At 50.9% G+C, this 26,104-nt stretch carries 25 protein-coding genes, 2 tRNA genes and 1 pseudogene; 12 read left to right on the top strand and 16 right to left on the bottom strand.

The window, feature by feature from the left end; translation table 11 throughout:
* Window positions 1-566: 566 nt before the first annotated feature.
* The gene (locus tag SBI19_RS17970; RefSeq protein ID WP_317970648.1) at window positions 567-1,061 is read right to left on the bottom strand and encodes a P-loop nucleotide/nucleoside kinase family protein; all 495 of its coding nucleotides are present in this window, start codon (window positions 1,059-1,061) and stop codon (window positions 567-569) included.
* A 49-nt stretch (window positions 1,062-1,110) separates the two neighbouring features.
* A complete protein-coding gene (locus tag SBI19_RS17965; RefSeq protein WP_317970654.1) occupies window positions 1,111-1,599 on the bottom strand; it encodes a 2,4'-dihydroxyacetophenone dioxygenase family protein in 489 nt (162 codons plus the stop codon).
* Window positions 1,600-1,718: 119 nt separating this feature from the next.
* Here SBI19_RS17965 and SBI19_RS17960 point away from each other — a divergent pair, with 119 nt between their 5' ends.
* Window positions 1,719-2,147, top strand: coding sequence for a hypothetical protein (locus SBI19_RS17960; protein ID WP_317970646.1), 429 nt, complete (start codon window positions 1,719-1,721; stop codon window positions 2,145-2,147).
* 58 nt (window positions 2,148-2,205) lie between these two features.
* On the opposite strand, the gene SBI19_RS17955 is transcribed toward SBI19_RS17960, so the two are convergent.
* Window positions 2,206-5,238 (bottom strand): efflux RND transporter permease subunit, encoded by a 3,033-nt coding sequence (locus SBI19_RS17955; protein ID WP_317970644.1) that lies wholly within the window; start codon window positions 5,236-5,238, stop codon window positions 2,206-2,208.
* Between the two features lie 234 nt (window positions 5,239-5,472).
* Here SBI19_RS17955 and SBI19_RS17950 point away from each other — a divergent pair, with 234 nt between their 5' ends.
* The 3 genes from SBI19_RS17950 to SBI19_RS17940 all read left to right on the top strand — a co-directional run bounded on the left by SBI19_RS17950 (window position 5,473) and on the right by SBI19_RS17940 (window position 8,197).
* Window positions 5,473-6,237 carry an ABC transporter ATP-binding protein gene (locus SBI19_RS17950; protein WP_317970642.1) on the top strand — a complete coding sequence of 255 codons (765 nt, stop codon included), beginning with the start codon at window positions 5,473-5,475 and terminating at the stop codon, window positions 6,235-6,237.
* Window positions 6,234-7,256: an ABC transporter permease gene (locus SBI19_RS17945; protein ID WP_317970640.1), complete on the top strand. Its 1,023-nt coding sequence runs from the start codon at window positions 6,234-6,236 to the stop codon at window positions 7,254-7,256. The genes SBI19_RS17950 and SBI19_RS17945 overlap by 4 nt, the downstream gene beginning before the upstream one ends.
* A 263-nt stretch (window positions 7,257-7,519) precedes the next feature.
* Window positions 7,520-8,197: a TetR/AcrR family transcriptional regulator gene (locus tag SBI19_RS17940; protein ID WP_317970639.1), complete on the top strand. Its 678-nt coding sequence runs from the start codon at window positions 7,520-7,522 to the stop codon at window positions 8,195-8,197.
* A gap of 7 nt (window positions 8,198-8,204) precedes the next feature.
* On the opposite strand, the gene SBI19_RS17935 is transcribed toward SBI19_RS17940, so the two are convergent.
* The 6 genes from SBI19_RS17935 to SBI19_RS17910 all read right to left on the bottom strand — a co-directional run bounded on the left by SBI19_RS17935 (window position 8,205) and on the right by SBI19_RS17910 (window position 16,489).
* The gene (locus SBI19_RS17935; protein ID WP_317970638.1) at window positions 8,205-10,997 is read right to left on the bottom strand and encodes an ABC transporter permease; all 2,793 of its coding nucleotides are present in this window, start codon (window positions 10,995-10,997) and stop codon (window positions 8,205-8,207) included.
* Window positions 10,994-11,680: an ABC transporter ATP-binding protein gene (locus tag SBI19_RS17930; protein ID WP_317970637.1), complete on the bottom strand. Its 687-nt coding sequence runs from the start codon at window positions 11,678-11,680 to the stop codon at window positions 10,994-10,996. Before SBI19_RS17930 ends, SBI19_RS17935 begins: the two co-directional genes overlap by 4 nt.
* A 125-nt stretch (window positions 11,681-11,805) precedes the next feature.
* Window positions 11,806-13,161: a sensor histidine kinase gene (locus SBI19_RS17925; RefSeq protein WP_317970636.1), complete on the bottom strand. Its 1,356-nt coding sequence runs from the start codon at window positions 13,159-13,161 to the stop codon at window positions 11,806-11,808.
* A 19-nt stretch (window positions 13,162-13,180) separates the two neighbouring features.
* Complete coding sequence (locus tag SBI19_RS17920; RefSeq protein WP_317970635.1) at window positions 13,181-13,897, bottom strand: response regulator transcription factor; 717 nt, start codon at window positions 13,895-13,897, stop codon at window positions 13,181-13,183.
* A 123-nt stretch (window positions 13,898-14,020) separates the two neighbouring features.
* Entirely contained in the window at window positions 14,021-15,211 is a 1,191-nt protein-coding gene (locus SBI19_RS17915; protein WP_317970633.1) for an MFS transporter, read from the bottom strand.
* Between the two features lie 21 nt (window positions 15,212-15,232).
* Window positions 15,233-16,489: an MFS transporter gene (locus tag SBI19_RS17910; protein WP_317970631.1), complete on the bottom strand. Its 1,257-nt coding sequence runs from the start codon at window positions 16,487-16,489 to the stop codon at window positions 15,233-15,235.
* 148 nt (window positions 16,490-16,637) lie between these two features.
* Between SBI19_RS17910 and SBI19_RS17905 the strand changes: the two genes are divergently transcribed.
* Window positions 16,638-18,107: an aminotransferase class I/II-fold pyridoxal phosphate-dependent enzyme gene (locus tag SBI19_RS17905; protein WP_317970652.1), complete on the top strand. Its 1,470-nt coding sequence runs from the start codon at window positions 16,638-16,640 to the stop codon at window positions 18,105-18,107.
* 145 nt (window positions 18,108-18,252) lie between these two features.
* A complete protein-coding gene (locus SBI19_RS17900; RefSeq protein ID WP_317970629.1) occupies window positions 18,253-18,687 on the top strand; it encodes a DUF1885 family protein in 435 nt (144 codons plus the stop codon).
* A gap of 69 nt (window positions 18,688-18,756) precedes the next feature.
* Here SBI19_RS17900 and SBI19_RS17895 read toward each other — a convergent pair whose 3' ends face one another.
* From SBI19_RS17895 to SBI19_RS17885, 3 genes are all read right to left on the bottom strand, one after another.
* Window positions 18,757-19,068: a DUF1292 domain-containing protein gene (locus SBI19_RS17895; protein WP_317970627.1), complete on the bottom strand. Its 312-nt coding sequence runs from the start codon at window positions 19,066-19,068 to the stop codon at window positions 18,757-18,759.
* Between the two features lie 122 nt (window positions 19,069-19,190).
* The gene (locus tag SBI19_RS17890) at window positions 19,191-19,763 is read right to left on the bottom strand and encodes a stalk domain-containing protein (RefSeq protein WP_317970625.1); all 573 of its coding nucleotides are present in this window, start codon (window positions 19,761-19,763) and stop codon (window positions 19,191-19,193) included.
* A 174-nt stretch (window positions 19,764-19,937) separates the two neighbouring features.
* A complete protein-coding gene (locus tag SBI19_RS17885; protein ID WP_317970623.1) occupies window positions 19,938-20,144 on the bottom strand; it encodes a hypothetical protein in 207 nt (68 codons plus the stop codon).
* 203 nt (window positions 20,145-20,347) lie between these two features.
* On the opposite strand from SBI19_RS17885, the gene SBI19_RS17880 reads away from it, so the two are divergent.
* Window positions 20,348-21,082, top strand: a complete 735-nt coding sequence (locus SBI19_RS17880; protein WP_317970621.1) for an MBL fold metallo-hydrolase — start codon at window positions 20,348-20,350, stop codon at window positions 21,080-21,082.
* Window positions 21,083-21,088: 6 nt separating this feature from the next.
* Here the strand turns inward: SBI19_RS17880 and SBI19_RS17875 are convergent, their stop codons facing one another.
* Entirely contained in the window at window positions 21,089-21,400 is a 312-nt protein-coding gene (locus tag SBI19_RS17875) for a hypothetical protein (protein ID WP_317970619.1), read from the bottom strand.
* 60 nt (window positions 21,401-21,460) lie between these two features.
* Entirely contained in the window at window positions 21,461-21,625 is a 165-nt protein-coding gene (locus SBI19_RS17870; RefSeq protein ID WP_317970617.1) for a hypothetical protein, read from the bottom strand.
* Window positions 21,626-21,795: 170 nt separating this feature from the next.
* Here SBI19_RS17870 and SBI19_RS17865 point away from each other — a divergent pair, with 170 nt between their 5' ends.
* The 3 genes from SBI19_RS17865 to SBI19_RS17855 all read left to right on the top strand — a co-directional run bounded on the left by SBI19_RS17865 (window position 21,796) and on the right by SBI19_RS17855 (window position 22,334).
* Complete coding sequence (locus SBI19_RS17865; RefSeq protein WP_317970615.1) at window positions 21,796-21,987, top strand: DUF2524 domain-containing protein; 192 nt, start codon at window positions 21,796-21,798, stop codon at window positions 21,985-21,987.
* Window positions 21,988-22,151: 164 nt separating this feature from the next.
* Window positions 22,152-22,227, top strand: a tRNA-Val gene (locus SBI19_RS17860).
* Between the two features lie 31 nt (window positions 22,228-22,258).
* Window positions 22,259-22,334: transfer RNA gene (locus tag SBI19_RS17855), tRNA-Val, on the top strand.
* 348 nt (window positions 22,335-22,682) lie between these two features.
* Here SBI19_RS17855 and SBI19_RS17850 read toward each other — a convergent pair.
* Both SBI19_RS17850 and SBI19_RS17845 read right to left on the bottom strand, forming a co-directional pair.
* Window positions 22,683-23,453, bottom strand: coding sequence for an AEC family transporter (locus SBI19_RS17850; protein WP_317970613.1), 771 nt, complete (start codon window positions 23,451-23,453; stop codon window positions 22,683-22,685).
* Window positions 23,454-23,477: 24 nt separating this feature from the next.
* On the bottom strand, window positions 23,478-24,446 hold the full coding sequence (locus SBI19_RS17845; RefSeq protein ID WP_317970611.1) for a YbhB/YbcL family Raf kinase inhibitor-like protein: 969 nt from the start codon (window positions 24,444-24,446) through the stop codon (window positions 23,478-23,480).
* 130 nt (window positions 24,447-24,576) lie between these two features.
* Here SBI19_RS17845 and SBI19_RS17840 point away from each other — a divergent pair, with 130 nt between their 5' ends.
* Window positions 24,577-25,386 (top strand): PaaX family transcriptional regulator C-terminal domain-containing protein, encoded by an 810-nt coding sequence (locus SBI19_RS17840; protein ID WP_317970609.1) that lies wholly within the window; start codon window positions 24,577-24,579, stop codon window positions 25,384-25,386.
* Window positions 25,387-25,654: 268 nt separating this feature from the next.
* Window positions 25,655-25,993: pseudogene (locus SBI19_RS29585) on the top strand (CBO0543 family protein); the annotation flags it as partial.
* Window positions 25,994-26,104: the final 111 nt, after the last annotated feature.

Here is a 26,104-nt window from a genome sequence, read left to right as displayed (position 1 = left end):
GGTGTTGCAATTCGGGGAGTCTGTTTCGTTCATAATAACTGTTGTCCTCGGATTGTTCTGATTAAATAAATTCAGAAGTTGTAACAATCCGAGTGACAAAGGCGAGCACTAACGTTTCTACAGAATCATTTATCTGCTACGTGTTCCCTAACTGCTGCTCGCTTCACAACATTTGCCCACTCCGTGTGTTCCTTCACTGAAGCCCGCCTGCATCATCGTTTTATGGGAGAAAAAATGAAAAGCGCTGCTGGCAATTCGCCGGCAGCGCTTTGTTTTTGATGTTACTCTTGTTTCGGATCGACGTAGGTGCATATACGCACCTACGTTGACTAGTTTGGCGCGATTGGCGGTTTGTTGGTGCAAAACTGCACCTACGTTTACCGTTTTGGCGCGATCCGCGGTTTGTTGGTGCAAAACTACACCTACGTTTACCGTTTTGGCGCGATCCTCGGTTGTAGGTGCATTTGTGCACCAATGTTGGCTGGTTTGACGCGATTGGCGGTTTGTTGGTGCAAAACTGCACCTACGTTTATCGGTTTGGTACGTTGGCGATTTATATGTACTCGTCACTTATCTATCAGCTCTCGCAGGAGCTGCATGCTTTGGGCGATGTTGTGGCGGGCGGTGTCGATGATGATGTGGTCGCGGTCCCAGGGTTCGTAATGACGGGACTCTACAGCCTCCCATGATGGCTGCTGAAGACCGGGAATATCGGACACTCGGGTAGTGACCCGGCGCTTGTGCTCCTCCTTGTCCGTACAGATCACTTCGATCTCGACGTATGGAATACGAAGAGACTCGGCCACATCCCGCCAAGCTTGGCGGGTCAGTTCAATCGGATTGACCATGTCCGCGATGACATCAAGCCCCAGTTGGAGATTGTGGGACGCTAGTCCGTAACAGATCATATAACCCTCAGGCCCCTCCAACTTTATACCCGCATCACGCATCGCTTGTTCCACGACATCCACCCTTAAGTGTACGGCACGAAGCTCGCGAGCCAATGCCGAGGATAACGTAGACTTCCCTGTGCCTGGCAGACCGCCAAAAATATAAAGCATTGAATCTCTCCCCCTTTTCTAAACGCAAGCCATCCAATATGCCGATCGGCTAGTAAATAAGATCCTCTCGGAATGGAATATCATTGGCCAGACAATGATTCCGATATTTGTTCAACACGGTGTAGATATCGTCTTGGCTCGTGATCTGGTCATTGTCATCGAAGTACTGAAGCGTGCCGCTCAGAATAAACAGGCTCACGACTTCTTCGTCTTCCGTAATCAGCGTATGAATATCCCCTGGCGGTTCAAAAACGAACGTCCCCGGCGTCGCCGCCCATGTGCGTCCCTCATACCGCCATGTCCCTTGTATGTTATAACCGATCACAGCTCCGCCTGTATGACGATGTCTGCCCAGCGCCTGATTGCTTTGCATTCGGAACAAATAAATCCAAGTCCCCGTGCTAAGATCGAATCGCAGCGGCTTGAAATGGCAAGAATGATTGTCGGTGAACGGAACCCACGGCAATTCCTCGATGTTCACGACTCGTTCCGGCAGTTGAAAACGTTCGGCAAGCTGTATGACGGAAGCCTGGATCATATTGTTCAAAGGAAACACCCTCTTCTTCGTCGTATCAGAATTAGTAAGAATCAACCCATCACGTTACATTTCAACGCTGCATAACCACATTCCTTGTTGCCAACAGGAGGTCAACCCATATGGCCAAGTTTTTATCTGCTGTATGTACCGCATTACTCATTTCTCTCATCGCCACGATAAACAGTTACACACCAGCGATTGAGCGCTTGGAAAACGTGTACTACGATTCCTTCATTCATTTGTTTGTAATCGGCCTGCTTATTCTATTAGCCCTCTATATTCTGATTGCAATTCCGCTAACGATGCTCATTGACAGCATGATTGCAGCTAGCTTCCGTACACGCCCGTCGGTGCGTCTCTGGGTCACTCTTGCCGCATACTGTGCGGCATTCAGCGTGTTAGTTCTGCTCTTCATTGCCTTCTCCCCAATGGATTTGAAGCCGGGGATGATCCGCGGCAGCCTATGGATATCGGCGCTGTCGGTTATCCCGTTTGTTGGTTTTCAGCAGCTCTTTAAGTGGTTCGGTAGGAAGATGACTCGCCTATGACACAAAAGGGAGCGCCCGCAGCTCGCGGGCGCTCCCTCTATCTAACTAGCGAAACATCTTAGCTCTGTACAGCAACGTTAGCTGCTTGTTGTTTAGCTTCTTGCGTCGCGCTGCGGCGCTGCTTGCGCGACTTAAGGAAGAAGAACAACTCGTAGATGCACGGCACGATGACGAGCGTGAGCAGCGTCGCTGCCGTCAGGCCGCCGATTACGACGATTGCAAGGCTTTGCGATACGATGCTTCCGCTCTCATGCGAACCGAAGATCAGCGGCAGCATTGCGCAGATCGTTGCGATAGCCGTCATGACGATCGGACGCATACGTGTCGTTGCTGCCTCGATCAGCGATTCGCGGATCGACATCGTCTTCTCGTTCTGCTTCACGCGGTCGATCAATACGATCGCGTTCGTGACGACGATGCCGACCAGCATGAGGCCACCGAATGCGGCTGTGAAGTCCGGCGTAACATTGCCGATGATCAGACCGAGAACGGCGCCGATCGCAGCAAGCGGCAGGGAGAACAGAATCGCGAGCGGAGCGCGAAGCGTTTTGAACGTCAGCACCATAATCAAGTACACAATCAGGATCGAGATCAACGCCGTTACCGCAAGGTCAGCGAAGTCGCCCGATTGGTCGACCGAAGCGCCGCCAACGATGAGCTTCACGCCATCAGGAATCTTAAGCGCATCCGCCTTCTTCTGAATGTCTGCACCTACAACAGAGAGCTGCTTCGGATCGGCAACTGCTGTAATACGCACATACGGTTTACCGTCTTTGTGATAGTACATGCTCGGCTCTTCCGACTTCACAAGTTTACCCACTTGAGCAATCGGCGTAGGACCGTTATCCGTCATGACCGTCAGGTCCTTCAGGTTTTGTTCCGTTTCCGGCTTGATCGTCGGCTGCAGAACAACCGAGGAGTCATGACCGTCAATATTGAGCGAACCGATCGGCATCGGGTTCAACATCGCTTGCAGCTGCAAGGCAACATCTTGACCGCGCGCTTTGAGCGGGTCGATATCGAACGTATAGACCGTCTTCTTCTGCTCTTGGTTGGTCGAAACCTTCAAGACGTTATCGACGGTTTTGATTTCATTCGTCAAGCTTGCTGCAGCTGCACTCAGATCATCCAGATTATCGCCAACAACGTCAACGAATACGGAAGAACCGCTGCCGCCAGTCATCAGGCTTGATGCGCTTGCTTGAATGTCGCCATCCCCAAGGGTGGACTTCTGCGCTTTAATATCGGACATCAGCTTCTCTGCATCCGAACCGTCCTTCACATCAACCATGTACGTTACAACCGTAGGCGACGATACCTCGCCGTATTGCGCGCCATCGGAGCTGTTGCCGTATTGCATGAATACTTTGTCAACCGATTGATTGTCGATCAAATATTGCTCCAGCTTCTTACCGTTATCGAGCACTTGATCAACCGTTGTTCCGCTTGGATATTCCAGCGTCACGTTCAGCATATCGGCGTTGGAGGAATCAATTGCACCCTTAGGCATCGCTACATAAGCACCGATCGATCCAACGAACAATAATACAGCGATAAGAAGCGGCACCCATTTGTGCTTCAGGTTCCAACCGAGGAACGCAGCGAAGCGCGGCGAGCCTTTATGTTCAACAGCCTTCGTGTTGCGGAGCAGCACGGCGCTAAGTACAGGCACTACCGTCAATGCAACGAGCAGCGAAGCGAGCAGCGAGTAACCGACTGTCAATGCGAATGGCAGCAGCAGCGCTTGAAGCGAACCGCGAAGCAGTGCCATTGGCAGGAATACCGCCACTGTAACGAGCGTCGACGACGTGATTGCAGTCGATACTTCCCTTGTTGCGTCGGCAACGAGCTTGAACGAGAACGACTCTTTTTGCAGCCTGCGGTAGATGTTCTCAATAACGACGATACTGTCGTCCACGAGACGTCCAACGGCTACTGCAACACCGCCGAGCGTAATGACGTTAAGCGATACGCCGGAAATTTGCAGCAAATACAACGTGATGCCAAGCGACAACGGAATCGAAATAATCGTAATCAGCGTTGCGCGGAAGTTGCGCATGAACACGAGAATGACAACCGTTGCGAACAACGCACCCATCAGCACCTCTTGCATCATGCTGTTTACCGAATCGACAACCATATCGGATGTGCTGATAATGATCGAGGCTTCAATATCCTTATGCGTCGAGTTGAGCTGATCGACAATATCTTTAACCGATTTGCCGACCGTTACGGCATTTGCATCCGCAGCCTTGGATACCGTGAGCATGATCGTATCTTTGCCGTTCATCCGGCCGATGCTCTCCTGCTCTTTCGCCAACTCGACCGTCGCTACATCGCTGAGAGCCACGCCTTGTGCAAGCGGCAGCTTGCGAAGCGTCTCGATATCATTGATCGATGCCACAACATTCACGTTGCCTGCTGTGCCGTCGATATTTTGCTGACCGATCGATGCCGATACGCCGCGGCTTTGCAGCAAGCCCATAATGGCTTGAACCGATAAACCTTTGCTCGCAAGCCTCTCTGGATCTGGAGTGATGCTGATCTGAGGCGCTACACGGCCGGATACCGACACTTGGCCTGCACCGTCCGCTTTCTTGATTTCCGTCTCGATTTCTTTGATGCGCGCTTCTTTCTCTGCATCCGTCATGGATTCATCGAACGTCACGGCAACCCAGGAGATCGGAATCATCGATGTATCGAATTGGACGACGAAAGGCTTCATTACCCGCTCCGGCAGCTGCACGTTCGCCACGCTGCGCTCGATCTCCGCCTTCGCTTCCTTCATATTCGTCTTCGAACCGAAGGCGATCTGAATGCTCGCGTACCCGTCGCCTGACGTCGAGAACATATCGGATTTGCCCTTCGTGAATTGAACCGCTTCTTCGATCGGTCCTGTAATTTGCTTCTCTACCGTTTTCGCATCATAGCCTGGTGCGAGCACCGTTACAGCTACTTCGGGATTATCGATTTTGGGTAAAAATTCCATTGGCAGTCTTGCATAGCTGATCGCGCCTAAGCCCAGTGCCATAATGATCAGCAGGACTACAGCCGAGCGATTGCGAAACGCCCACTCCGTCAACTTACTCATCTCTTTCCATCTCCTTTAATTTTCCTTCTCTCTCATATCCATTAGCAATCATACAGGAGAGCATAGATGGCTCGAAAACGTCCGAGGTCGGTTTTCCGACTCGTCTATGGTTGGAGCTTCCACTCCGTCTCGAGACCGAGGAAAAAATGAGTGATTACTCACTATTCAAGGAGCGCAAATAGGAATATACTGGATAGTGAGTAAACACTCATTCAACTCGATCGGAGTGAAACGATGATGAGCGTACCATTGGCAAATGATCTACCGCCAGCTATTGTGCTGGACAACGTAACACGTTCCTTCAATCATCGCACGATTATTAACCGGGTATCGCTTACGATTCCGCAAGGAGAGCTATTCGGGCTTCTTGGTCCTTCTGGCGCAGGCAAAACAACGCTCATCAAGTTGATGGCGGGCATCGACCGGGCAGACAGCGGTACGGCACATATGCTCGGCGTCCCGCTGCCGAAGCTGGAGATGCTCCATCGATTCGGCTATATGGCACAGTCAGATGCTCTGTATATGGAGCTGTCCGGTCGTCAGAACATGGCGTTCTTCGGCAAGCTGTACGGTCTTAAACGAGCATTATTGAACCAGCGCATCGAAGAAGCGGCAAGTCTCGTCGATCTGACCGATCATCTAGGCAAGCAGGTTGCAGCCTATTCAGGAGGTATGAAGCGCAGGCTGTCACTAGCCATTGCGCTCATGCATCGCCCCTCTCTGCTCGTGCTGGATGAGCCGACGGTCGGGATTGACCCTGTGCTCCGCCGCTCCATCTGGCAGGAGCTGAAGTCGCTGGCTGAGCAGGGTACGACGATCATCGTAACGACCCACGTTATGGATGAAGCGGAGAAATGCGATCGTCTCGGTCTTATACGAGACGGACGATTCATTGCAGTAGATACCCCTGCGAATCTGCTTGCGCAAACGGGGTGCAGCAGCATCGAAGAGGCATTCATCACCTTAGGTTCACGCATGGAAGAGGGGGCTGTCTCATGAGAGTAGGCGCGCTGGCTCTGCGGATTATTCAACAGTTTGTTCGGGATCGACGCACGCTCGCCCTTCTGTTCATTGCCCCGCTGTTCGTGTTAACGCTGATGAAGCTCGTATTTGACGGGCAGTCTGTTTCTCCTGATATCGGCGTCGCAGAGATGCCTGCCGCCTTGACGGACCAGCTTGCTGCGGCGGATGCGGATATCAGCAGCTATACGAATCTCGACGAAGCGATGGATGATCTACGGGAAGGCAAGCTCGATGCCGTCGTTACCGTCCACGATGGACGGCCATCCGTCACGCTTGAGGGGAGCGACCCCTCGATGAATAAAGCCGTGATGCTGCTGCTCCAGAATACGCTGCGTAATCAAGTAAATATGGATTCATCGCCTCTAGTCAGCTATTTGCACGGTACAGCCGACATGGCGTCATTCGATTCATTCGGTCCCGTATTGATCGGCTTCTTCTCATTCTTCTTCGTCTTCCTGCTCGCGGGCGTCTCGTTCCTGCGCGAACGAACAAGCGGCACGCTCGAGCGATTGCTTGCAACGCCTATCCGCAGGCATGAGATTGTGACCGGCTATCTCGCAGGCTTCGGTGTGTTCGCGCTGCTGCAAGCGACGCTGATTGCGACTTATTCTGTCAAAGTATTAGGGATGTATATGGTAGGATCGATCGGCTATATGCTGTTGATCAATCTGCTGCTTGCGCTGACCGCTCTAACGCTGGGAACGCTGCTCTCCTCGTTCGCGAGCACCGAATTTCAAATTATTCAATTCATCCCGATCGTCGTCGTTCCGCAAGCGTTCTTCAGCGGGCTGTTCAATCTCGATGCCATGAATCCTTGGCTGCAGAAGCTAAGCAACATAATGCCGCTGTATTATGGTGCCGATGCGATGCGAGGCATTATGATCCGCGGAGAAGGCTGGGGAGATATCGGAGTTGATGCTTATGTGCTGCTCGGTTTCTCCGCTCTATTCGCGCTGCTCAACATTGTAGCGCTTCGCAAGCATCGCCGGTTATAAATTCATGTTCAAAAAGTCGAATTTTCAGCACCGAGAAGATTGCGAGAACCTGAATAGCGTTTGCTTACGATGCTGTTATTTGCTCGCAGACTGTAATACTTGAAGTATCGCAAATAACTTCAGGAGGAACGGAGTGTAGGCAGTACCTACATGAATACCGGACTCCGAAGATGAACGCAAGCTTCGACGTCGAATAGGCTTCCTGACTTACTTCGTGATCAAAAGTCGACTTTTTGAACTACCTCTGTAAGGAGTGACTCAACATGAACGACAAACAGCCCCTCGATGAATGGCTCAAGGAGCTGATGCAGCAGGACGATCCGCAGCTTCGAATGACGGACAAACAAGCCCGAATCGTCGCTGCAGCTGCCGAGATATTCGCAAGCAAAGGGTTCGCAGCCGCATCCACCAGCGAGATTGCACAGCGAGCAGGCGTGGCCGAAGGTACGATATTCCGTCATTACCGCACGAAGAAGGATCTGCTGCTGTCCATCGTCGCCCCTGTCATGTCGCGAATCGTCGCCCCATTCGTCATGCGGGATTTCGGCCGTGTATTCGAGGACCGATATGACAGCTTCGATCAATTCCTTCGTGCAGTCATTGACAATCGGATTCTATTCCTGAAGAAGAATATGTCCATCTTAAAAATCTTCGTGCAGGAGGTCCCGTTCCACCCCGACCTGCAGGAGCAATTCCAGAAGGTCGTCTTGAAACAGGTGCTTGCTCGAATGACCGTGATCGTCGATCGATTCCGAGAGGACGGCATGCTCATCGATCTGCCATCCACAACGATTATTCGGCTAGCCGTCTCCACGATGATCGGCTATGTGATCGTTCGTGCGTTGTACGGCGAGAAGGAAGGGGCAGATTGGGACGATGAGCAGGAACGGCAAGCGACGATTGATTTTATTATGAGAGGGCTTGCCGTTCCATCGCCTTAAAAATTATCTATTGCTGGGCTTCACGCAAGGCCTCGGCTGGTGCGAGCTTCAACGCTCCGCTTGCCGGGGCCATATTCATGACCAGTGCCGCGACAAGCAGCGCCAGCAGGAGTGGGACAATGATATCGAAAGGATAATGGAACAACCACTGTTGTTCGCCAGGACGTGTGTCCCCTTGAAGCGCATGGATGAATACCTGTGCCCCCGTCGAGCCGATCATCCAGCCGACAACAAGCCCTGTAAGACTGATCAGACTCCCTTCCAACAAGAACATCCGGCTAATATGTTTACGAGATAGTCCGACACATCGCAGCATAGCAATGGTTCGCGATCGCTCGCTTACAGCACGCAGCTGTACGATGACAAGTCCGAATAAGCCGATCAACGCCGCCACCATCGTAAAGCCGATGAATCCTCGCATCAACTGCTTGTTAATTAGCTGCTGCGCCCGATTATCCGCATACGGCGAGTGGAAGCTCGTAATGCCGTTCATGAGCAGTGTCTCTTCAAGCCGCTGCGTCGACTTCAGGTCCCGATCATTGTATTGTAGCAGAACAAGGCCTTGCTTGAACTGATCCGGCCACTTGGACCCATATTTCCGAAGCTCCTCGTGTACATCGGGGTTCACGTAGGTTGTTCGGAAGAGATACGTCTGCATATTCGACTCCGAGTTATCCTCTGCAAAACCTGCCACAATGAATGATCGCGTGTCGTCCGCCTTCCACTTCTCATTCATCATACGCAGCTTAGACTTATAAATCGGCAGCTCGATCGTATCGCCAGCCTTCACAAGTACCTGAAGGTCAAACGCCGCCCGATCAGGATCAGAATACAGATACCACATGGGCAAAATAATATAGCGCGGATCATTCATTACAGCCGACCACGCTTCCTCATCACTTGAGAATTGCGCAGCCCGTTGCCGCAGTTGAAGCCCTCCACCCATAATTAGATCCTCGGTTACAGGAACGAATGCCTGCCCGATCCCTTGCTCTATTACAGTAAGCATATAAGGCTCTAGTGTTGTACTCCGTTGTACAATCGATTGGACCGCATCATTGTTCGTCACAACGTCCACAATTCGCTGCTTCTGTTCCTCCGTATCATATCCTACGTATCCGTTGTAGCCGAGCACTGTCTGGTTTGTTTTGTCTACGTCCTGATTGTCATAAATGACGGTGTAAAGCGATGCCGTCAATGTCAGCATCATCATCATGAGAGCAAACAATAACGCAATCGTATACGTCCTTGTCGGATGCTGTCTTGAGAATCGGCTGGCTAGCAGGACCGATACGTGCGGGAATCGAAGCATTCTAGTCAGTCCGTTAATCGGACCTGCGGCACGACCAGCCAATAGAAGTACAATATAGAGTGCACCTAGACAAGCGGCGAGCCATGTAAGCATGAGATATACTAATGTTCCTCCCGTTGCTTCAGGCGGCTCCGCTAGAAGCTGACAGATATGCAGAATGATCGCACAAGCAGCAAGGACAAGAATAAGCACCGATTTCTTACGCCGCTTCTTCATGGAATCTGTCTGACTAACGGATTCGAAGCCTCCTCTAAGCGCATCGATAATACGTACTTTACCCGCTTTACGCGCTACGAGCAGCGCAATGAATGACATGAATAAGACTATAACAGCCATGACGAGGAACAGACCGCCGACCGGTATATAAGGAACGATCGTAATGTTTATCCCAGAAGAACGTGCTAGTTCATCCGCATACGTACCGTAGAACAACCGAACTAACAGCACCCCGCAGCCTGTGCCCAGCAATGTCCCGAGAACAGCGCACAACAAAGACAATACAAGCGCTTCGGCGGCAAACATGCTGCGAATATGACCACGCGACAACCCTAGCGCACGTAGCACGCCGAACATCTCGCGTCTTGCATCAGCGATCATCGCCAGCACTTGACGAAGCAGCATCAAGCAAGAAGCTACCGCGACCATACAGATCAAGAATACGGTAATATACTGCTTCTTCATCTGATCGGCCCGATTCATCGCTTCCCACTTGACGAATTGGGATTGGAACATCGAAGCGGTATCCCCTGGCGTTGAAAAACCGTTCATCGCTGACTGTCCCGCTCCATTCCTTGCCAGCAGCCGGTCGTATCCTTCTCGCATGCCAGTAAGCAGGCGAGCCGCTGATTCCGACAAGATAACCGTCCCGAGACTGCTCCCAGTCCCTCCGCGATAACCAGGCAGCCCTTCGGTCGGCACGATCTGCTTCACTTGGACCAGCAGACTGCTTCCGCTCGTCGCTTCCAAACGGACCGCATCGCCCACCTTCAAATGACTAATTGATGCCGTCTGCTCATCGATTATCGCTGAAACATCATCCATATTAACAGACCATAATCCGCTATTACTAATATCATAGGACGCTGCGGCACTCGAATTGAAGCCCATTACGCGCACTCCAGGCAATGCCCCTGCCGCTTGTCCATCTGGCTGAAGCCTCACCATGTAGGCTTCGGTACTTACAACCGGAAGCAGCTTAATTTCACTCGGCATTAAGTCATTGTTATAGCTGCTAATAATTTGTTCCGCTTCCTCACCCGAGAACCTGCTGTCAACATCGTTTTCGTTAGGGATCAGCTCCCAGTTCACCACGCCAAAATGCCGATTCACCCAGTCATCTACGCTCTTATCGACGGATGCATATTGGACGTACGCCATGACAATGAGCATCGTGCCGATGGCACCTGCTATGATCGTCAGCACCGTCTGCTTCCAGCTAAGCTTCGCATTCGCCAGCGCCATCTTCCATACAATACGCCGCCCTATCATTGCGTCACCAATCCATGATCAAGCACGCGGCCATTATGCATTCGAATGATTCGATTCGCCTTCTGTGCAATACTGCTGTCATGCGTAACGGTCACGACCGTCGTCCCATCATGCTTATGAAGCATATCGAGCAGCCCCACAACCTGCTCGGCTGATTCCGAATCCAGCGCGCCTGTCGGCTCGTCCGCCCAGATGATCGCTGGCCGACCGACGATCGCACGCGCAATCGCTACCCGCTGATTTTGTCCGCCGGACAGCTCGGACGGATATCGCCCAGCCTTGTCCGCAAGACCAACGCGATGGAGCGCCTCCATCGCCTGTTTCTTCGCGTCGGAGGCCTTGAATCCCCTGGCCGTCAGCGGAAGCGAGACATTCTCCCAGGCCGTCAATACAGGAATAAGATGATACGCCTGGAATACGAATCCCATCCGTTCCAGACGCAGCTGTGCCAGCTCCTGCTCCTTCAGCTCATGAAGCGCGGCATCACCGATCCACACCTTGCCCTCGTCCAACGTTTCAATGCCTGCCAACACATGCAACAGCGTCGTCTTGCCGCAGCCCGATGGTCCCGTTACGGCGACAGACTCGCCTTCCGCAATCTCCAAGCTAATATCCCGAAGCGCATAAGCTGCCGCATTACCCTGCCCGTATGTCTTCGTCAAATGTTCCACTCGAATCATCATTCGTCTTCCCCCTCATTCATTCGATATAGCTGCTACCGATAAGGTATCAGATTGATGTGCAGCAGTTATCGAGCAAATGTGCAGAACTTGTGCAGATAGCATCAGAATTCAATCCCGTTATGACGTTAAGCCGTAATGACCGGGAGCTGCAGTCGAAAGGTCGTTCCTTCGCCCCAAACGCTGGCTACTTCGATCGTACCGCCATGCGCTTCTGCATATTGCTTCACAATCGACAGCCCCAAACCAAGTCCACGGCGTTTCGTACCTTTGGGGTGCGAGGCATTTCGATAAAATCGTTCGAACAGATGGGCAAGCTGCTCCTCCTCGATGCCGACCCCATCATCCTCCACTGTCCAAATTACGCTTCCTTCTCGTTGGATGACGGAAACCGACACTCGCGTCCGTGCATGCTGAAGTGCGTTTCCTACTAAATTGACGATCAATTGACGGATCCGAATTCGATCTGCATACACCATCACATCGGACGGAGCAACCAACTCAATGCGTAACGATTGTTCTTCGTATTCACCGTCCAGCGCCTCAATGACCGCTTCACTAGCTTCTCGCAGCGAGAACCAGCTTTTCTCCAGCGGCAGCTTGCCCGCCTCCGCTAGCGCCAGCTCCTGCAGATCATGCACGAGTTTCGTCAGATATAGCAGCTCATCATGCATGAATGCCGTCTTCTCAAGCGTTAGAGGCGTCTCGGAGATTAACGCATTCTCGAGCTGAGACCGCATAATGGCAAGCGGCGTTCGCAGCTCATGGGCAATATCGGCAACCATCGACCGTCGAACCGTCTCCAGCTTGCGCACATAGTCTTCAATTTGTATGATGTCTTGCTCCAACCGATTCTGAATTGAAGCAGTCGCAGCCATCTGTTCGAATGCATCTGATTGTGCCATTGGACGAAGATGAGCATCAGAACGACGTGCCGGTATAAACGCTGCAACGCGATCCTGAATCTGACGCAGCATACGCGACGATTCAGCTCGCCATCTCATAAACAACAAGAGCCCTACCACGCACCCAGCTATGAAAGCCGCAATCGCTCCAAGCCAAGTGACAGCCGGGATGCTCGATTGCTGCGTAAGCAATGTTTCGGTATAGCCGATAATGGTGTCATCCGCTACTATCGGTTTGCGAATGCGACTTGATGTTTGCGCCTCCGAAGACGTGCTTCCAAGTGCCATTCGCTCGCCTTTCCGATCAAATACTCGCACGATGAACGTACGGTTCGGATAATCCAATAGATCCGCTTGGAGCCTCTCCTCGAGCCCTCCCCATCCACCTTGCATCTCGTAGAAGCTCGCCGCATATCGATTCCAATATACCGCCAGCTCGTCGCTGCGTTCCTTCATCTCTTGCCGCTGCACGTACCAACCGCTTGCCAGGAGCAGGAGCGGGCCGAATAAAACGATAAGAACACCCAATATGACTGTCGTCAGCCTGGCAGCCCGAAACGATTGCGAACCGCTCTTCATTCCAAGTACACCTCTTCTTTCAGGAGCCATAACCAAACTTGTAGCCAACGCCGTAGACGGTAAGCACATATCGAGGCTCTGCCGGGTTCTCTTCCAGCTTGCGTCTCACGTTACGGATATGAGAGTCGATCGTCCGTTCAAAGCCGAGATAGTCATCGCCAAGCGCAGCCTCCATCAGATGTGCGCGCGTATAGACTCGCCCCGGATGCTGGGCAAGCTGCCAGAGCAGCATGAACTCCGTTCGTGTCAGCTTCAGCGGCTCGCCGTTCTTCTCCGCGACATACCGCTGCGGATCAATCGAGAGCTCCCCTCTTCGAATGATCGCTGATTCTGCATTCGGATCGCTGCCTCTCACTTGTCCCGCGCCGCGTTCTGATCGACGAAGCACAGCCTTAATTCGAGCTGTGAGCTCCCGAAGGCTGTAGGGCTTCGACATATAGTCGTCCGCTCCAAGTTCAAGCGCGAGCACTTTATCGAACTCGTCCCCTTTGGCTGTCAGCATAATGACCGGGAGCCGCCATTCATGCTCATTGCGCTTGCATAGATCAATGCCGCTCTCACCGCCAGGCAGCAGCCAATCTACAAGCAGCAGCCTCGGACTATGCATCTCGATCAGCTGTACAGCCTCGCCGCAGTTGGCAGCACCATAGACGTCGAAACCTTCCATCTGCAAATAACGAATTCCCTCTTCGAGCAGCGCCTGCTCGTCCTCTACCCATACTATAGACACAGCCACTATGACTCTCTCCCCCATTTGACTCTTTCTATATAAAAACCGGCCCGATGTCCACGCTGGGACATATCGGGCCGGCTTCTGTCAGCACAGCTATGATCTTGATGACGTATGCCTATGCTGCCGTTATGCCGTCTTCGTATGCGAGTCATGCGCAGGCTGACGATCCAATCGTCTGAACTGCGCGAGCAGCGCAAGCGCTGCAATCGATAGAACACCGCCGACAACATAAGGCAGCTGCAGATTGAGACCGAATAAGAATGCGCCAAGCAGCGGGCCTGTTATTCGTCCCAAGCTATCCATAGACGAGCTTAGGCCGGATGCGACGCCTTGTCCTACGGTCGTCTTCTGCGTAATAAGCGAGGTGACGCAAGGACGAATGAGCGCATTGCCTACGCCGAATACAGCCAGCGATATCGTTGCCCATACGAGCGAATGCGAGAACATGAGCAAGAAGAAACCAACCGCCGAGATGATAAGGCCCAGCATAATATACTTGGGCTCTTCGCCTTTCTTGATCCGTCTGCGGACGACGCCGCCCTGAATGAGCGCGCCGACAATGCCGCACACGAAGAACATGAAGCCGACCTGTCCCGGCGTTACATCAAACCGTTCGATGCCGAAGAACTGCAGCGTCGCCTCCATGCCTGCAAGCGAGAACGACACGACATACGCGAGTATGTACAAATATTTGAGCGGTCCGGTAAAAGCGGTCCAACGGGACGGCTTGCGCTCCGTTGATGATCGGCGCCGCTCCGGCGCAAGCGATTCTCCGAGCTTCATCCATGCGAGCAGGAACGTTACCGTGGACAATCCAGCAGCGACGTAGAACGGCGTCTCCAGCGACACTTGACTGAGCAGCCCTCCGAAGCCAGGCCCGATCGTAAATCCAAGCCCGATCGACATGCCGACAAGCCCCATGCCTTTGGTCCGCTGCTCGGGTGGCGTAATGTCAGCGACATAGGCGACGATCACAGATGTAACAGCGCCCGAGAACAATCCGCCAAGTACGCGGGAGGCGTACATAAGCGGCAAATTGCCTGCCGCAAGTCCGAACAATAGGAAGCTGGCTGCGAAACCGAGCACCCCCGTTAGAATAACCGGACGCCGTCCGATTCGATCGGACAGACCGCCCCACAAAGGGGACAGCACGAACGAAACAGCGGAATAAATCGCGAGCATCAGACCGGTATGCAGCTCGGCGGAGCCTGTATTGGTCGCCAGAATGAGCTCCGGCATAACCGGAATAATGATGCCGAAGCCGACGAACGTGATCATAAGCGTTGCCATCACGATTAGCAGACGTTTGTCTTTCATTTGGTCAATCCCTCCATCTGCCTATCGTACCATAACCGCTGACTTGCGTGTAATGAACAAATGAAGAACGAATAGCGTGATGAGCACGACGCCGCTGAAGAGAAACGGCGAATGCGGACCGTATGTATCCCACATTTTGCCGGACAAGATGGATCCAAGCACCATGCCTGCCCCTTCGATCGTTAGGAAGAAGCCCCATACGGCGCCACGCTCTTCCTTCGGAATCGCTTCTGCGATAAGCGCATTCCACGATGGAATAATAAGCGCGTAGCTTAACCCAACCAACGCGACGATCGGCAGCACAAGCAGCAGGTCGCGCGTATAGCCGAGCAGCGTGAGCGAGATCGCGGCAGCCGGAAAGCCGAAGTGCAGGAACCAACGCGTTCCGAATTTATCGACCGCTTTGCCGACAGGAATTAAGCCGAGCACGGTAAAAGCGCCGCCAGCCAACATGTACATGCTGTACTGCTCCGGCTTCAGATGCAGCACCGTACGCGCATACAGCGTCAATACCGGCACAAGAAGTCCAAGGGAGAAATTCTGCATGAACATCGCCGGATATAACAGCTTGCTCGCATGCATCGAACTGCTGACCTTGGCTAAATAGGTACGAATTCGTTCCAACATGGGCCGGTCATGTTGACCTTGCCGTTTCGCTGACGGCTCTACCTTTCCCTCGATCGCTCTAGATTGCTTACGTCCTGGCAGAAAAATGGTCACAAGCGTGGAGATAACCATGAGCACAATCAAAATTTTGAAAGCCGACTCATACGTGTGAGAGATGAAGAAATTAATCACGATCGGTCCCGCGCCAACGCCCGTGAGCCAAGCCATATAGACGACACTCATTATCGTGCCGCTGGCCTCGGAACCCGCGACCGCCGTAGCCCCTGTGATGACGCATGGCCATAGAGGCGAGGTGCCGACGCCGATGAGCAGACAAGCGCAAATGATCCAGGGCATATCGTCGGTAACCGCGACGATAACGACAGCTGCGAACGTTAACAGCACTCCAGTCAGCATGACGGTTCGATAGCCGACGCGATCGATAATCCAACCAAGCGGACTGCGAAACGCGTTGTCTCCTATATATTGAAGGGCAAGTGCCCATCCTATAGCATAGGCCGACAATCCGAGCACCGTGCCCATATAGACCGGGAGGATCGACACCATCAACGCGCCTTTTACAAACTCGACAAAGAACATAATAATAAGCAGTTGGATAACAAATGGAGAAGTGAGTACTCTTCTTCCAGTTATAGCGGTACTAATTGACATGTGCTGCTCCTTTCGACAAACACGGTTCAAGATGCAAGACGGACGGCCATCCGCCGGCGGCCAAAAACTTGCTTGCATTCCCCCCTGTTTTTGCTATACTCAACTTTGTTTGTAACTACGAGGCTAGATGAAAGGCTGGGATGAAGCGATGGATCATAACCAGACTCCGCTCTTCAGCGCGCTTCGCCGCCATGCGGAGCAAAATCCTTTACAATTCCACATTCCCGGACATAAGAAAGGCATGGGCAGCGACCCTGAATTCCGGGAATTTATCGGTGATAATGCATTATCGATCGACTTAATTAATATCGCACCACTGGACGATTTACATCAACCGACAGGCGTTATCGAACAATCACAGAAATTGGCAGCAGATGCCTTCGGAGCCGATTATACCTTTTTTTCCGTCCAAGGTACAAGCAATGCCATTATGACGATGATTATGTCGGTGTGCGGACCCGGCGAGAAAGTAATCGTGCCGCGCAACGTACATAAATCGGTTATGTCCGCGATCATTTTATCCGGCGCCCGCCCTGTATTCATCTCGCCTGCCCGTGACGGCAATCTCGGGATTGACCACGGCATCACGACCCGTTCCGTCCGCCGCGCGCTGGACAAACACCCGGATGCAAAAGCCGTGCTCGTCATCAATCCGACGTACTACGGAATCTGTGCCAACCTGAAGGAAATCGTTGATCTTGTTCATAGCTACGATGTACCTGTACTCGTTGACGAAGCGCATGGCGTACTCATCCACTTCCACGAGAAGCTGCCGATGTCCGCGATGCAGGCGGGTGCCGATATGGCGGCAACGAGCGTGCATAAACTCGGCGGTTCCATGACGCAGAGCTCCGTGCTCAATGTACGCGCTGGACGTGTGAACCCAACTCGTGTTCAGACGATTATCAGTATGCTGACGACAACGTCGACTTCTTATATTCTGCTCGCTTCGCTGGATACATCTCGCCGTCACCTGGCGCTTAATGGTCACGAAATGGCAGAGCGCGCAATTGAACTGGCACAATACGTTCGCTCCGAAGTGAACACCATTAAAGACTTGTACAGCTTCGGCGAAGACATTCTCGGCGGAGAAGCGACGTACGATTACGATCCGACCAAAGTGACGATTCATGTCCGCCATCTTGGCATCACTGGCTACGAAGCAGAGAATTGGCTGCGCGACAACTTCAATCTTGAAGTTGAGATGAGCGATATGTATAACATTTTGTGCCTGATTACGACTGGTGATACAGAGGAAACCGCACATAAGCTCATTCATGCGCTCCGCACGATGTCCGACGTGTTCCATTCGAAGGGCGAAGTGAAAGAGCTCGTAGTCAAAATTCCAGAGATTCCGCATCTGGCTCTCACGCCGCGCGACGCGTTCTACGAAGATACGGAAATTATTCCGTTCAAAGAGTCGGCAGGACGCATCATTGCAGAATTCATCTACGTCTACCCGCCAGGCATTCCGATTCTTCTGCCGGGCGAAGTCATCTCGCAAGAGAACATCGATTACATCGTTGATCATGTAGAAGTCGGATTGCCGGTCAAAGGTCCGGAAGACCGTACGATTCAATTCGTGAAAGTAATCGCAGACGAAGAAGCGATTTTCTAGACGACGATAAGCTGTTTAACAATAACAAGCCGCCTCGCATCAGCCGCTGTCAGCGCTGTGCGGAGCGGCTTGTTTGCGCTTCCCGAAGCGGTCATTGTCAGCTTTTCCCTGGCCATGCTATGATGCGTATAGGAGGTGTGCGAAGATGGGGAATCACGCTTACATTCGGTTGGTTCAAGGCTCGGCCGCTCCGTCAGGCATCACATTGGAAGAGCTCGAGCAATCACTAGAGCAGTATCAGGATGCGCTGAAGCGAACCGGCCATCAGCTGAATTGGGAGTATGAAGAAGCTGCATTTCCTTACACGATCGAGAAGGTGACCGAACCTTCAAGCAGCGAGCCGACATGGTTGTACTTACGAGGCAACGCTTCCCGTTACCGACACATTGCACTAAGCACGGCACCAGTGAACGAACAAACCGAAGAAAGCTGTCCTACGGTCCAGATCGTACTCCCCGACGGCGCCACCCACGGCGACAAAGGCAAAGCCAATGAGCTATGTCGTTTCATCGCGCAGCGGCTGAAGGCCGAGCTAACGTTGTTCAATGGGCGGGTTATGTATTTTAATCCACGTAAGTAGGTTTTCTACCCATAATGTAAAAACCCGCCTGCGGCTTAAGCCACAGGCGGGTTTCTTGCATATATACGATTACTTGCTGTTCTCTGCAGCAGCGATTTCTTCGTATACTTTCGTCACGCGATCCCATTCAGCATCATCGTCGATGCCTACGAGGAACGCTTCTTCGTTCTCTTCTTCGATGCGGAAGATGAGACCGTCTTCTTCTGGATTGTTGCGGTCGATCAGAACAGCGTATACTTGCTCTTCCGACTCGAACGTGTAGACCATTACCATCTCACGCTCTGTACCGTCTTCATCCGTCATTACAAATACATGCTCTTCATGCTCATGATCGTGGCCGCAGCCGCAATCATCGCCATGTACATGTTCATGTTCGCTCATGTGTCTTTACCCCATTTCGATCATTAATACGCCTATAGGCGCATATACCCTCGTATCGTATCATGTTCGACCCATGTGGTCAAACGCAAAACACCGGCTGATTGCATTCAGCCGGTGCACCTTTATTGAGCCGTAATTATTTTCTCCGAAACTTGCCGCCACTCATCGTTATCGTTAGCCTTCATATAGAAGCGAACGGAATATTTGCCCGCGGAGTCGAAGAAATATTTGATGTCACTCGTACGGAACCAGAAGTTATCCTTCGTCACATTAACCGATTGCTGCTGAATGATCTTCTCGCTGCCGTATGGATCAAAGATCGATACCTTAACGGCGGAAACGCTCGTCAGCAGATTATCGATTTGAGCGAACACCATGAACGAAACTCGGTTATTTTTATCCACGTTGCCGAAGGTTACTTCCTTATCGGACGCTTTGAACAAGAACATATGCACATTCGGTTTATAGACCGTTACTTTCTTTGCACTCTCATCCCAAGAGATAAGCGCTTGCAGCGTATTAGCAATTTGACGAAGCGGCAAGTATGTCTTGTTGTCCTCTAGAAGCCCCGTATCGTCTAGTTCACTGCCATTCACAATGACGCGCACCTTCTGTACGGCAGCATCAGCGAATATCATGCTTCCTCCCCACACGGACAGCAGCATCAGTGCAATGAGCACTTTCCTCAACCTCATAGATGTAAACCCTCCATCGGATGTCTGATGAAAGGTTATACTCTCCTTTCCCGGTAAAGTTGCGCCAGTAAAAACAGATTATGAATAAAATTTCATAATCGCTATAATAGCTGTCGTAACCTGTAGAATCTCGCGCTTCCCCGGGAAATGACTATCGCGTTTTATTACCCAATATTAATGGTAAGTCTTCGTAAGCGGACATGGAACGCCCTTGCCGATCGAGCCGGGCTCCTGCATCCGTTCCCAATACTGCATGCCGCGTGCGCAAGGCGTTTTGCATACGGCACAGGTGTCTGACAGGACCAGCTTCAGAAAGGCCTGTTTACGGTCGGATGCTGACTTTTTCTTCTTCTTCGATGCTTTCGCTTTGCCCTTGCTCATAGATGTCCAACACCTTCGTTCTCATAGTCATGGCGGATCTATGACCATCATATGAAAGTGGGTGCGGACGCGTACCCAGAATGGGCTTAGCTGTCGATAGGCTTCTATCCCGTAGGCAATCGTATAGAATGTATATCGACAGCTCTGCATGGTAGGATATAGGAATGGGTTGGTTATGGTGATATCCATTAGGAGGAATTGAAGTGGCAGCAACGATTACGATGATCGGGACGGGCAGCGCGTTTGCCAAAGTGTACGATAACAACAACGCCATCATTGAGGCGGATGGATTTCGGCTGCTCGTCGACTGTGGAGTTACAGCACCGGGAGCCTTACATAAGATGGACGTCTCATTCGGCAGTTTGAATGCCGTTCTGATTAGTCATACGCATGCCGATCATGTCGGAGGGCTTGAACAATTGGCGTCCCAAATGATGATCGTTCATCATCGTAAGGCCGTGTTGTATATCCCCGCTCCTCTTCGCGAGCAGCTGCGGGAGCATACGCTCAAGGGTGGGCGTGACCAAGACTCGCTGCAATCGCTGGACGACTTCTTCGAAGTACGCGAGCTTGCTGTAGGTGAGCCGGCCGAGCTTGCGCCCGGCCTGGTTGTTGAACCGATTCGAACCGAGCATATCGAGGGGCGCCTCAGCTATTCGTTCCTCATTAACGAGCGGTTCTTTTACAGCGCGGATATGATTTTTAATCGTCAGCTATTGCAGCAGTTGGTGGACGAACGCGGAGTGCGCTCTATTTTTCACGATTGCCAGCTCACTTCTCCCGGGGTTGTGCACGCTTGTCTGGACGAGCTGCTCACCCTGCCGGAATCGATCCAATCGATCACCCGGTTGATGCACTATGGCGACACGATGCCAGCGTTTATAGGACGGACGGGCCTCATGTCTTTCGTCGAACAAGGAAAGCCTTACGATATTTAACGTCATTCAGCGGCGCTGGGCGCTATCGGATCCCAGCTCCTTCTCCTCTTCTGTTATCGTCGGCGAATACAGCCTGTCCACCCGATTGGACGGTGCGTTAATGCCGCCTTGCTCAATCTTCGGTTCACTATAGACATCCTCTCTGACCCCACTTCCATACACATCATTACGTACCGTCTGAATGGTATGCGCTGCACCTGTCTGGCGAGTCTCGAACCAGCCATATTCTTGTGCCGCTCTTGTTGCCATTACACACAAAAGCAGCGCAGCCACGCTACCTAGGGCTGCGCCGAACCATGCCGAATGCATAAATCTCAACGTCATTCCTCCAATTATGTCGCTCGTGATGTTCGCTAGTATATCCCGATAATAACCTCCTCAGTCTCTACCTTTATCCTTCGGAAGCTTTCTTTGCCATACGAATGCCTCATCATAGGCCAATGAATCTTTCACGACAAACTGCGCCACGCTCACAATGACAACGCCAACAATTCCGAACAAACCAATCAACCAGACGATCAAATGGGCGTATTCCTCCGCCATTGACAGTTCCGCCTCCTATGCGCTTTCTATAACGATATGCATAAAAGGTGTGTCTGTAGAACGACAATATGGCGCTTGTTGCGAATAGTGTCTTCACTTCGAGTCATACTATGGCTGTTCCATCCATGCATGCGAATTGACTTCACGATACGAAAGGAGTGCCTCCCGTCATGACTCACAACCTGGAATCCAATTACGATTGCGCAAGCGCATCTTCCGATTTGCCTGAACTCATCAGCGAGCTGCAGCAGCTTCAAGCACAGCACCCGCTGTCCGACGAACAGCAGCAAGAAGCTAACCGACTGGAGAATCAGATCCGGTTCATTCGCAACAAATGCGACATTCCGCATGAGCAGTCGTAAGCAATACTTAGGTAAGGTGAAGCCGCTCGTTGAGCGGCTTCTTTTATTGATGACATAAACCATTCACGTCGTTAGTTTATTTTTTTGGATATTTTTCTCGCAAAAGAGTAGACAAACGTTTTTCCCGCGTGGTATATTATTTCATGTCGCTTCAATTGCATCGTGATCTGTTAGCTCAGCTGGGAGAGCACTATCTTGACAGGGTAGGGGTCAGTGGTTCGAGCCCACTACAGATCACCATCTCTTTTTAATCCAGTTAAATACCCAACATGATCTGTTAGCTCAGCTGGGAGAGCACCATCTTGACAGGGTGGGGGTCAGTGGTTCGAGCCCACTACAGATCACCATAATTAAACTTCCAACCCCTGCGTGATGCAGGGGTTTTTCTTTTGCAATTCAGCCTCATTACTGCTTTGCCAGGGAAAATCAATTTCTACATACCGGATAGAGCAGACAGTCCTCCGACTTTCTGGCCATAGATTACAAGATGAAGCTGCCGATCTCCTATCGGCAGCTTCATTCGGTATACTTATCAATTAAGCTGTCTCTTAGAACCAGTCTGCCCAATAAATAAGAATAGGAAGATAAAGAAAGCTTGCTGCTGTGGTCATCGCAACATTGACCGATACCAGTTCCTTGTCTCCCCCATACTTCTCCATAAGCACAACAGAATTAATAGCGGAAGGCATAGAAGATTATACGAATAATACAGAAGCTTCAAGACCGTGAAGTCCAAGCAGTTTAATGGTTAGAAAAGACAAAGCAGGCACGCCAACAATTCGCATCACGATTGATATCCATAGCTTGCGGCGCATGCTTGCACGCCAGTTTGTTTTCTTAAGCTGCATACCTAACATGAGCAGCACGATTGCAGCATACGCTCCGCCAATAAGCTCAAGACCTGAATTTATGCTTGTTGGCAGCGGAATTTGGAACAAATATAGGATCAGACCTGCGGCTGCAGCATAGATCAACGGATTACGCACCATTTTGGCAGCAGCTTGCTTAGGACTGAATGAACTGCGTGAGGCAATATATAAACCAAGTGTATTCACTAGAACGATATGAAGGACCACATTCGTTACGCCAATGGCGAAGCCAGCATTACCGAATGCAAGAAGCAGTAACGGCAATCCGTAGTTGTTCGAATTAGCAAATATCGTTGTAAGCTCCATTGCACGTGAAGAAGGTGTATCGAATCGAAATAATTTCCCTACACCTACGGAGGCCACCCAGCAAAGTACAGTCTGTATCACAGTGAATAAGGCAATGTGGGCAAAAGCGGAGTCGTTCAAGTCACTTCCCGATACAGCGCTCACAATGAGGCAAGGCGATAGCACGAACAAGCTTAAATCCGCTAAAACCTTCGTGTCAGGTGACTTATACTTCTGATAAACATATCCGAGGAAGCAAGCTAATAAGATCGGCACGCTCACTGTTCCGAATAATGAGATATAATTGTTCATGTCCTTGCTCCCCCGTACACTATATTAATTCTGATGAACAAATCCGTCCTGTTTGGAATAGCCCAACGAATGCGCCACAAGCAGCGGTTCTAACTGTTCGAAGAATACAGGCGCTGTATCTGGCAGGTCGAGCTTATCGGTGTCAAGAGCGTATACGGCCAGACGATAGAGATGATCACCCGAATAACGAGGAGGTTCAGCACCGTAATAGCCGTTTAATTCCACTGCACCGTCCGGGAGTTTGCCTGATGCACCTTCTGCAATTCCCCCTTCCGATACCGGAATGTTAAGAACGCTCCAATGAATAAAGTTATCAGCAATCGGGTGAACATCATACATCACCACAGCAAATGATTTAGTCCCCTCCGGCGCGTCTTTCCAACTGACGGGCAGGCTGATATTTTGCCCGTAGCCATGCGCATATTTGTCAGGGATGCTATTGTATGCCGTGAATGCATCTGACCAAGCCTTGAAGCCCGATGTTGAAGTTACAGTTGAAGCCGTCAATATGCGGTTTGCCGAATCCCAGCGCAGCTCCAGGCCTAAGGCAGCCTCAATAATTCTAGAGGATACCATCATATTGCCGTGATCGAGGACAGCCTCATGATCCAGCTCATATACGACCCCATTAACGATAACTTTAGTTTCCCCGAGCTTCTGCATGGCTGTGAATCCTTCACCTTCCGCTGACCACGACTGCGTATCATTATGCCACTTCACAACCGCTCCAGCTGCTTCGAATACGGCACGTAAAGGAATAAGCATTCGCGTATTCACCATCTCGCCCTTCGTTCCGATTTTCTTGCCGTTAACCGTCAGGGCAAATTCCGTATTCCACTGGAGATAGCTTGCTACATTGCTGGCGACATCTTTGCGAATCGTTGACACATCGTTGGTAACATCCTCAGCTGCATAAACTTGCGGTATGGATAAGGTCAACAGAAGCCCGAGACTCAGGGCGATTTTGCCAGCCTTCAAGGTCGTTTTTTTCATATGAAATCAAATCTCCTTCGATTTGGGTTTACGATGCGGCGCCGCTTTGTAACATTGATTTGTGTTGTCGACGCTTTTTATGTTATATTCGTTTATGAGAATTTGTCAATACGAGGTGAAGAAAAGAATCATGCTATCCGTGGAGAAACAAATGCTATTCTTATTGTCCAAAGCAGATCAATTGCAATCTCAAGACCTCATCCGGATCTATGAGAAGCGAGGGTACTCTGCTCCTTATATACGCAATGGACTATCTAAGCTGAAGAAAGAGCAGTATGTCGATAACCCTACTCGTTCCACCTACAGCATTACGGAATCTGGACGGTCGTATATTCGCTCCATCAATCGTAAACCAATGCTTTATTCCACCACTTGGGAGGGAACCTGGCATCTGGTTCTCCTTTCTTTCCCGGAATCGGAACGCAAACGCCGAGATCAATTACGCGCCGATTTGCTCCAAACAGGGCTAGGGCTGCTGTACAGCGGAGTGTATGTATCTCCATGGCCATACAAGGAAGAGCTGTCAGAATTAATTCACAAGCACAGTGCCGGACAATATGTAACTATATTTACTGGGAAGTTGGATCACGGGGAAATCACCTCTCAAGAGGCAGAGGAAATATGGTCTCTAAAGGAGGTTAATAGAGTCTATGAGGAAAAACTGCATTGGTACGATGAACATTTTGAACCTCTCTTGCAAGATACTTTGAACAATCGTTCATCAGCGGCGTTCGAGGTGTATGCTTTGGAACTGTTTGTCCTATTCCTTACATTGGGAGAAGCCATCAATGAACTATATCTCATTGACCCCATGCTTCCGCCGGAGCTGCTTCCTGTGAACTGGAGATGTCGTGATATTCTTCAAAAGCTATCGGATGGCTTGACCACAGTTATCGATGCGATTCCTTCCGATTCTGATTATGCAAGGTTTGTCAAATAGTTAGGTTCTTTGTTTATTGGCAACTTAAAAAGCCGCAGCTATGCGGCGCTCTTTAACTTCTTTTCAACTCAAGATTACTGTTCAGACCGCTCCTGATTAATTTACCTCATTCATGCTAATAATCTGAATCATGGATAAACTAATACTTTGGTCCGTATGGGTCATTACAGCTATTCTCCTGCTTGCTTGCATAAAACGACGAAACTTCATGAATGCACAGCTAAGCATCCTGTTCATGCAGGTTCCTTGCTGATTATTTGGCACGCTCGTCGCTGAAGGTAAGCTAATCGAATATCCTGTTGGTTTCCTCAACAATGTGTACAAGGCCAGCTTTACGTTCGAGTTCTTCGTTTTCCCGTCCATAAGTGCAATATTTAATACGAACTTCCCTACCCGTAAGAACTGGTTCATCAAGGCTGTATATATCCTATCTTTCCCGGCACTGATGACGATTGTGGAGGTTCTGCTTGAGAAAAACACGGAGCTGATTAAGTACATTCATTGGTCATGGTATTGGAGCTTTATCACAATACTGATCACATTATTAATTTCATACGGTTACTATCTGTGGTTCTTTAAGAAAATGAGGGAGATTAGCCATGTCTAATCGCAGTGACGACTGCATACGAGTCGTTACAAGCACAAAGAGCTTCCGCGTCACTTCAAGTGACAGCAAGAAGCTCTTTGCTTCATTCAACCACATGATAATGGTCAATCC

The organism is Paenibacillus sp. CCS19 (assembly GCF_033239625.1).
Lineage (GTDB): Bacteria > Bacillota > Bacilli > Paenibacillales > Paenibacillaceae > Paenibacillus_T.
The sequence above is the reverse complement of the archived record's forward strand: the minus strand, read 5'-3'. Positions and strand labels throughout refer to the sequence as shown.

What these genes read in the sequence shown, in the direction of transcription:
- SBI19_RS17970 (WP_317970648.1), bottom strand. Translation starts at nt 1,061, where the DNA reads ATGCTTTATATTTTTGGCGGTCTGCCAGGCACAGGGAAGTCTACGTTA.
- SBI19_RS17965 (WP_317970654.1), bottom strand. Translation starts at nt 1,599, where the DNA reads ATGATCCAGGCTTCCGTCATACAGCTTGCCGAACGTTTTCAACTGCCG.
- SBI19_RS17960 (WP_317970646.1), top strand. Translation starts at nt 1,719, where the DNA reads ATGGCCAAGTTTTTATCTGCTGTATGTACCGCATTACTCATTTCTCTC.
- SBI19_RS17955 (WP_317970644.1), bottom strand. Translation starts at nt 5,238, where the DNA reads ATGAGTAAGTTGACGGAGTGGGCGTTTCGCAATCGCTCGGCTGTAGTC.
- SBI19_RS17950 (WP_317970642.1), top strand. Translation starts at nt 5,473, where the DNA reads ATGATGAGCGTACCATTGGCAAATGATCTACCGCCAGCTATTGTGCTG.
- SBI19_RS17945 (WP_317970640.1), top strand. Translation starts at nt 6,234, where the DNA reads ATGAGAGTAGGCGCGCTGGCTCTGCGGATTATTCAACAGTTTGTTCGG.
- SBI19_RS17940 (WP_317970639.1), top strand. Translation starts at nt 7,520, where the DNA reads ATGAACGACAAACAGCCCCTCGATGAATGGCTCAAGGAGCTGATGCAG.
- SBI19_RS17935 (WP_317970638.1), bottom strand. Translation starts at nt 10,997, where the DNA reads ATGATAGGGCGGCGTATTGTATGGAAGATGGCGCTGGCGAATGCGAAG.
- SBI19_RS17930 (WP_317970637.1), bottom strand. Translation starts at nt 11,680, where the DNA reads ATGATGATTCGAGTGGAACATTTGACGAAGACATACGGGCAGGGTAAT.
- SBI19_RS17925 (WP_317970636.1), bottom strand. Translation starts at nt 13,161, where the DNA reads ATGAAGAGCGGTTCGCAATCGTTTCGGGCTGCCAGGCTGACGACAGTC.
- SBI19_RS17915 (WP_317970633.1), bottom strand. Translation starts at nt 15,211, where the DNA reads ATGAAAGACAAACGTCTGCTAATCGTGATGGCAACGCTTATGATCACG.
- SBI19_RS17910 (WP_317970631.1), bottom strand. Translation starts at nt 16,489, where the DNA reads ATGTCAATTAGTACCGCTATAACTGGAAGAAGAGTACTCACTTCTCCA.
- SBI19_RS17905 (WP_317970652.1), top strand. Translation starts at nt 16,638, where the DNA reads ATGGATCATAACCAGACTCCGCTCTTCAGCGCGCTTCGCCGCCATGCG.
- SBI19_RS17900 (WP_317970629.1), top strand. Translation starts at nt 18,253, where the DNA reads ATGGGGAATCACGCTTACATTCGGTTGGTTCAAGGCTCGGCCGCTCCG.
- SBI19_RS17895 (WP_317970627.1), bottom strand. Translation starts at nt 19,068, where the DNA reads ATGAGCGAACATGAACATGTACATGGCGATGATTGCGGCTGCGGCCAC.
- SBI19_RS17890 (WP_317970625.1), bottom strand. Translation starts at nt 19,763, where the DNA reads ATGAGGTTGAGGAAAGTGCTCATTGCACTGATGCTGCTGTCCGTGTGG.
- SBI19_RS17885 (WP_317970623.1), bottom strand. Translation starts at nt 20,144, where the DNA reads ATGAGCAAGGGCAAAGCGAAAGCATCGAAGAAGAAGAAAAAGTCAGCA.
- SBI19_RS17870 (WP_317970617.1), bottom strand. Translation starts at nt 21,625, where the DNA reads ATGGCGGAGGAATACGCCCATTTGATCGTCTGGTTGATTGGTTTGTTC.
- SBI19_RS17865 (WP_317970615.1), top strand. Translation starts at nt 21,796, where the DNA reads ATGACTCACAACCTGGAATCCAATTACGATTGCGCAAGCGCATCTTCC.
- SBI19_RS17850 (WP_317970613.1), bottom strand. Translation starts at nt 23,453, where the DNA reads ATGAACAATTATATCTCATTATTCGGAACAGTGAGCGTGCCGATCTTA.
- SBI19_RS17845 (WP_317970611.1), bottom strand. Translation starts at nt 24,446, where the DNA reads ATGAAAAAAACGACCTTGAAGGCTGGCAAAATCGCCCTGAGTCTCGGG.
- SBI19_RS17840 (WP_317970609.1), top strand. Translation starts at nt 24,577, where the DNA reads ATGCTATCCGTGGAGAAACAAATGCTATTCTTATTGTCCAAAGCAGAT.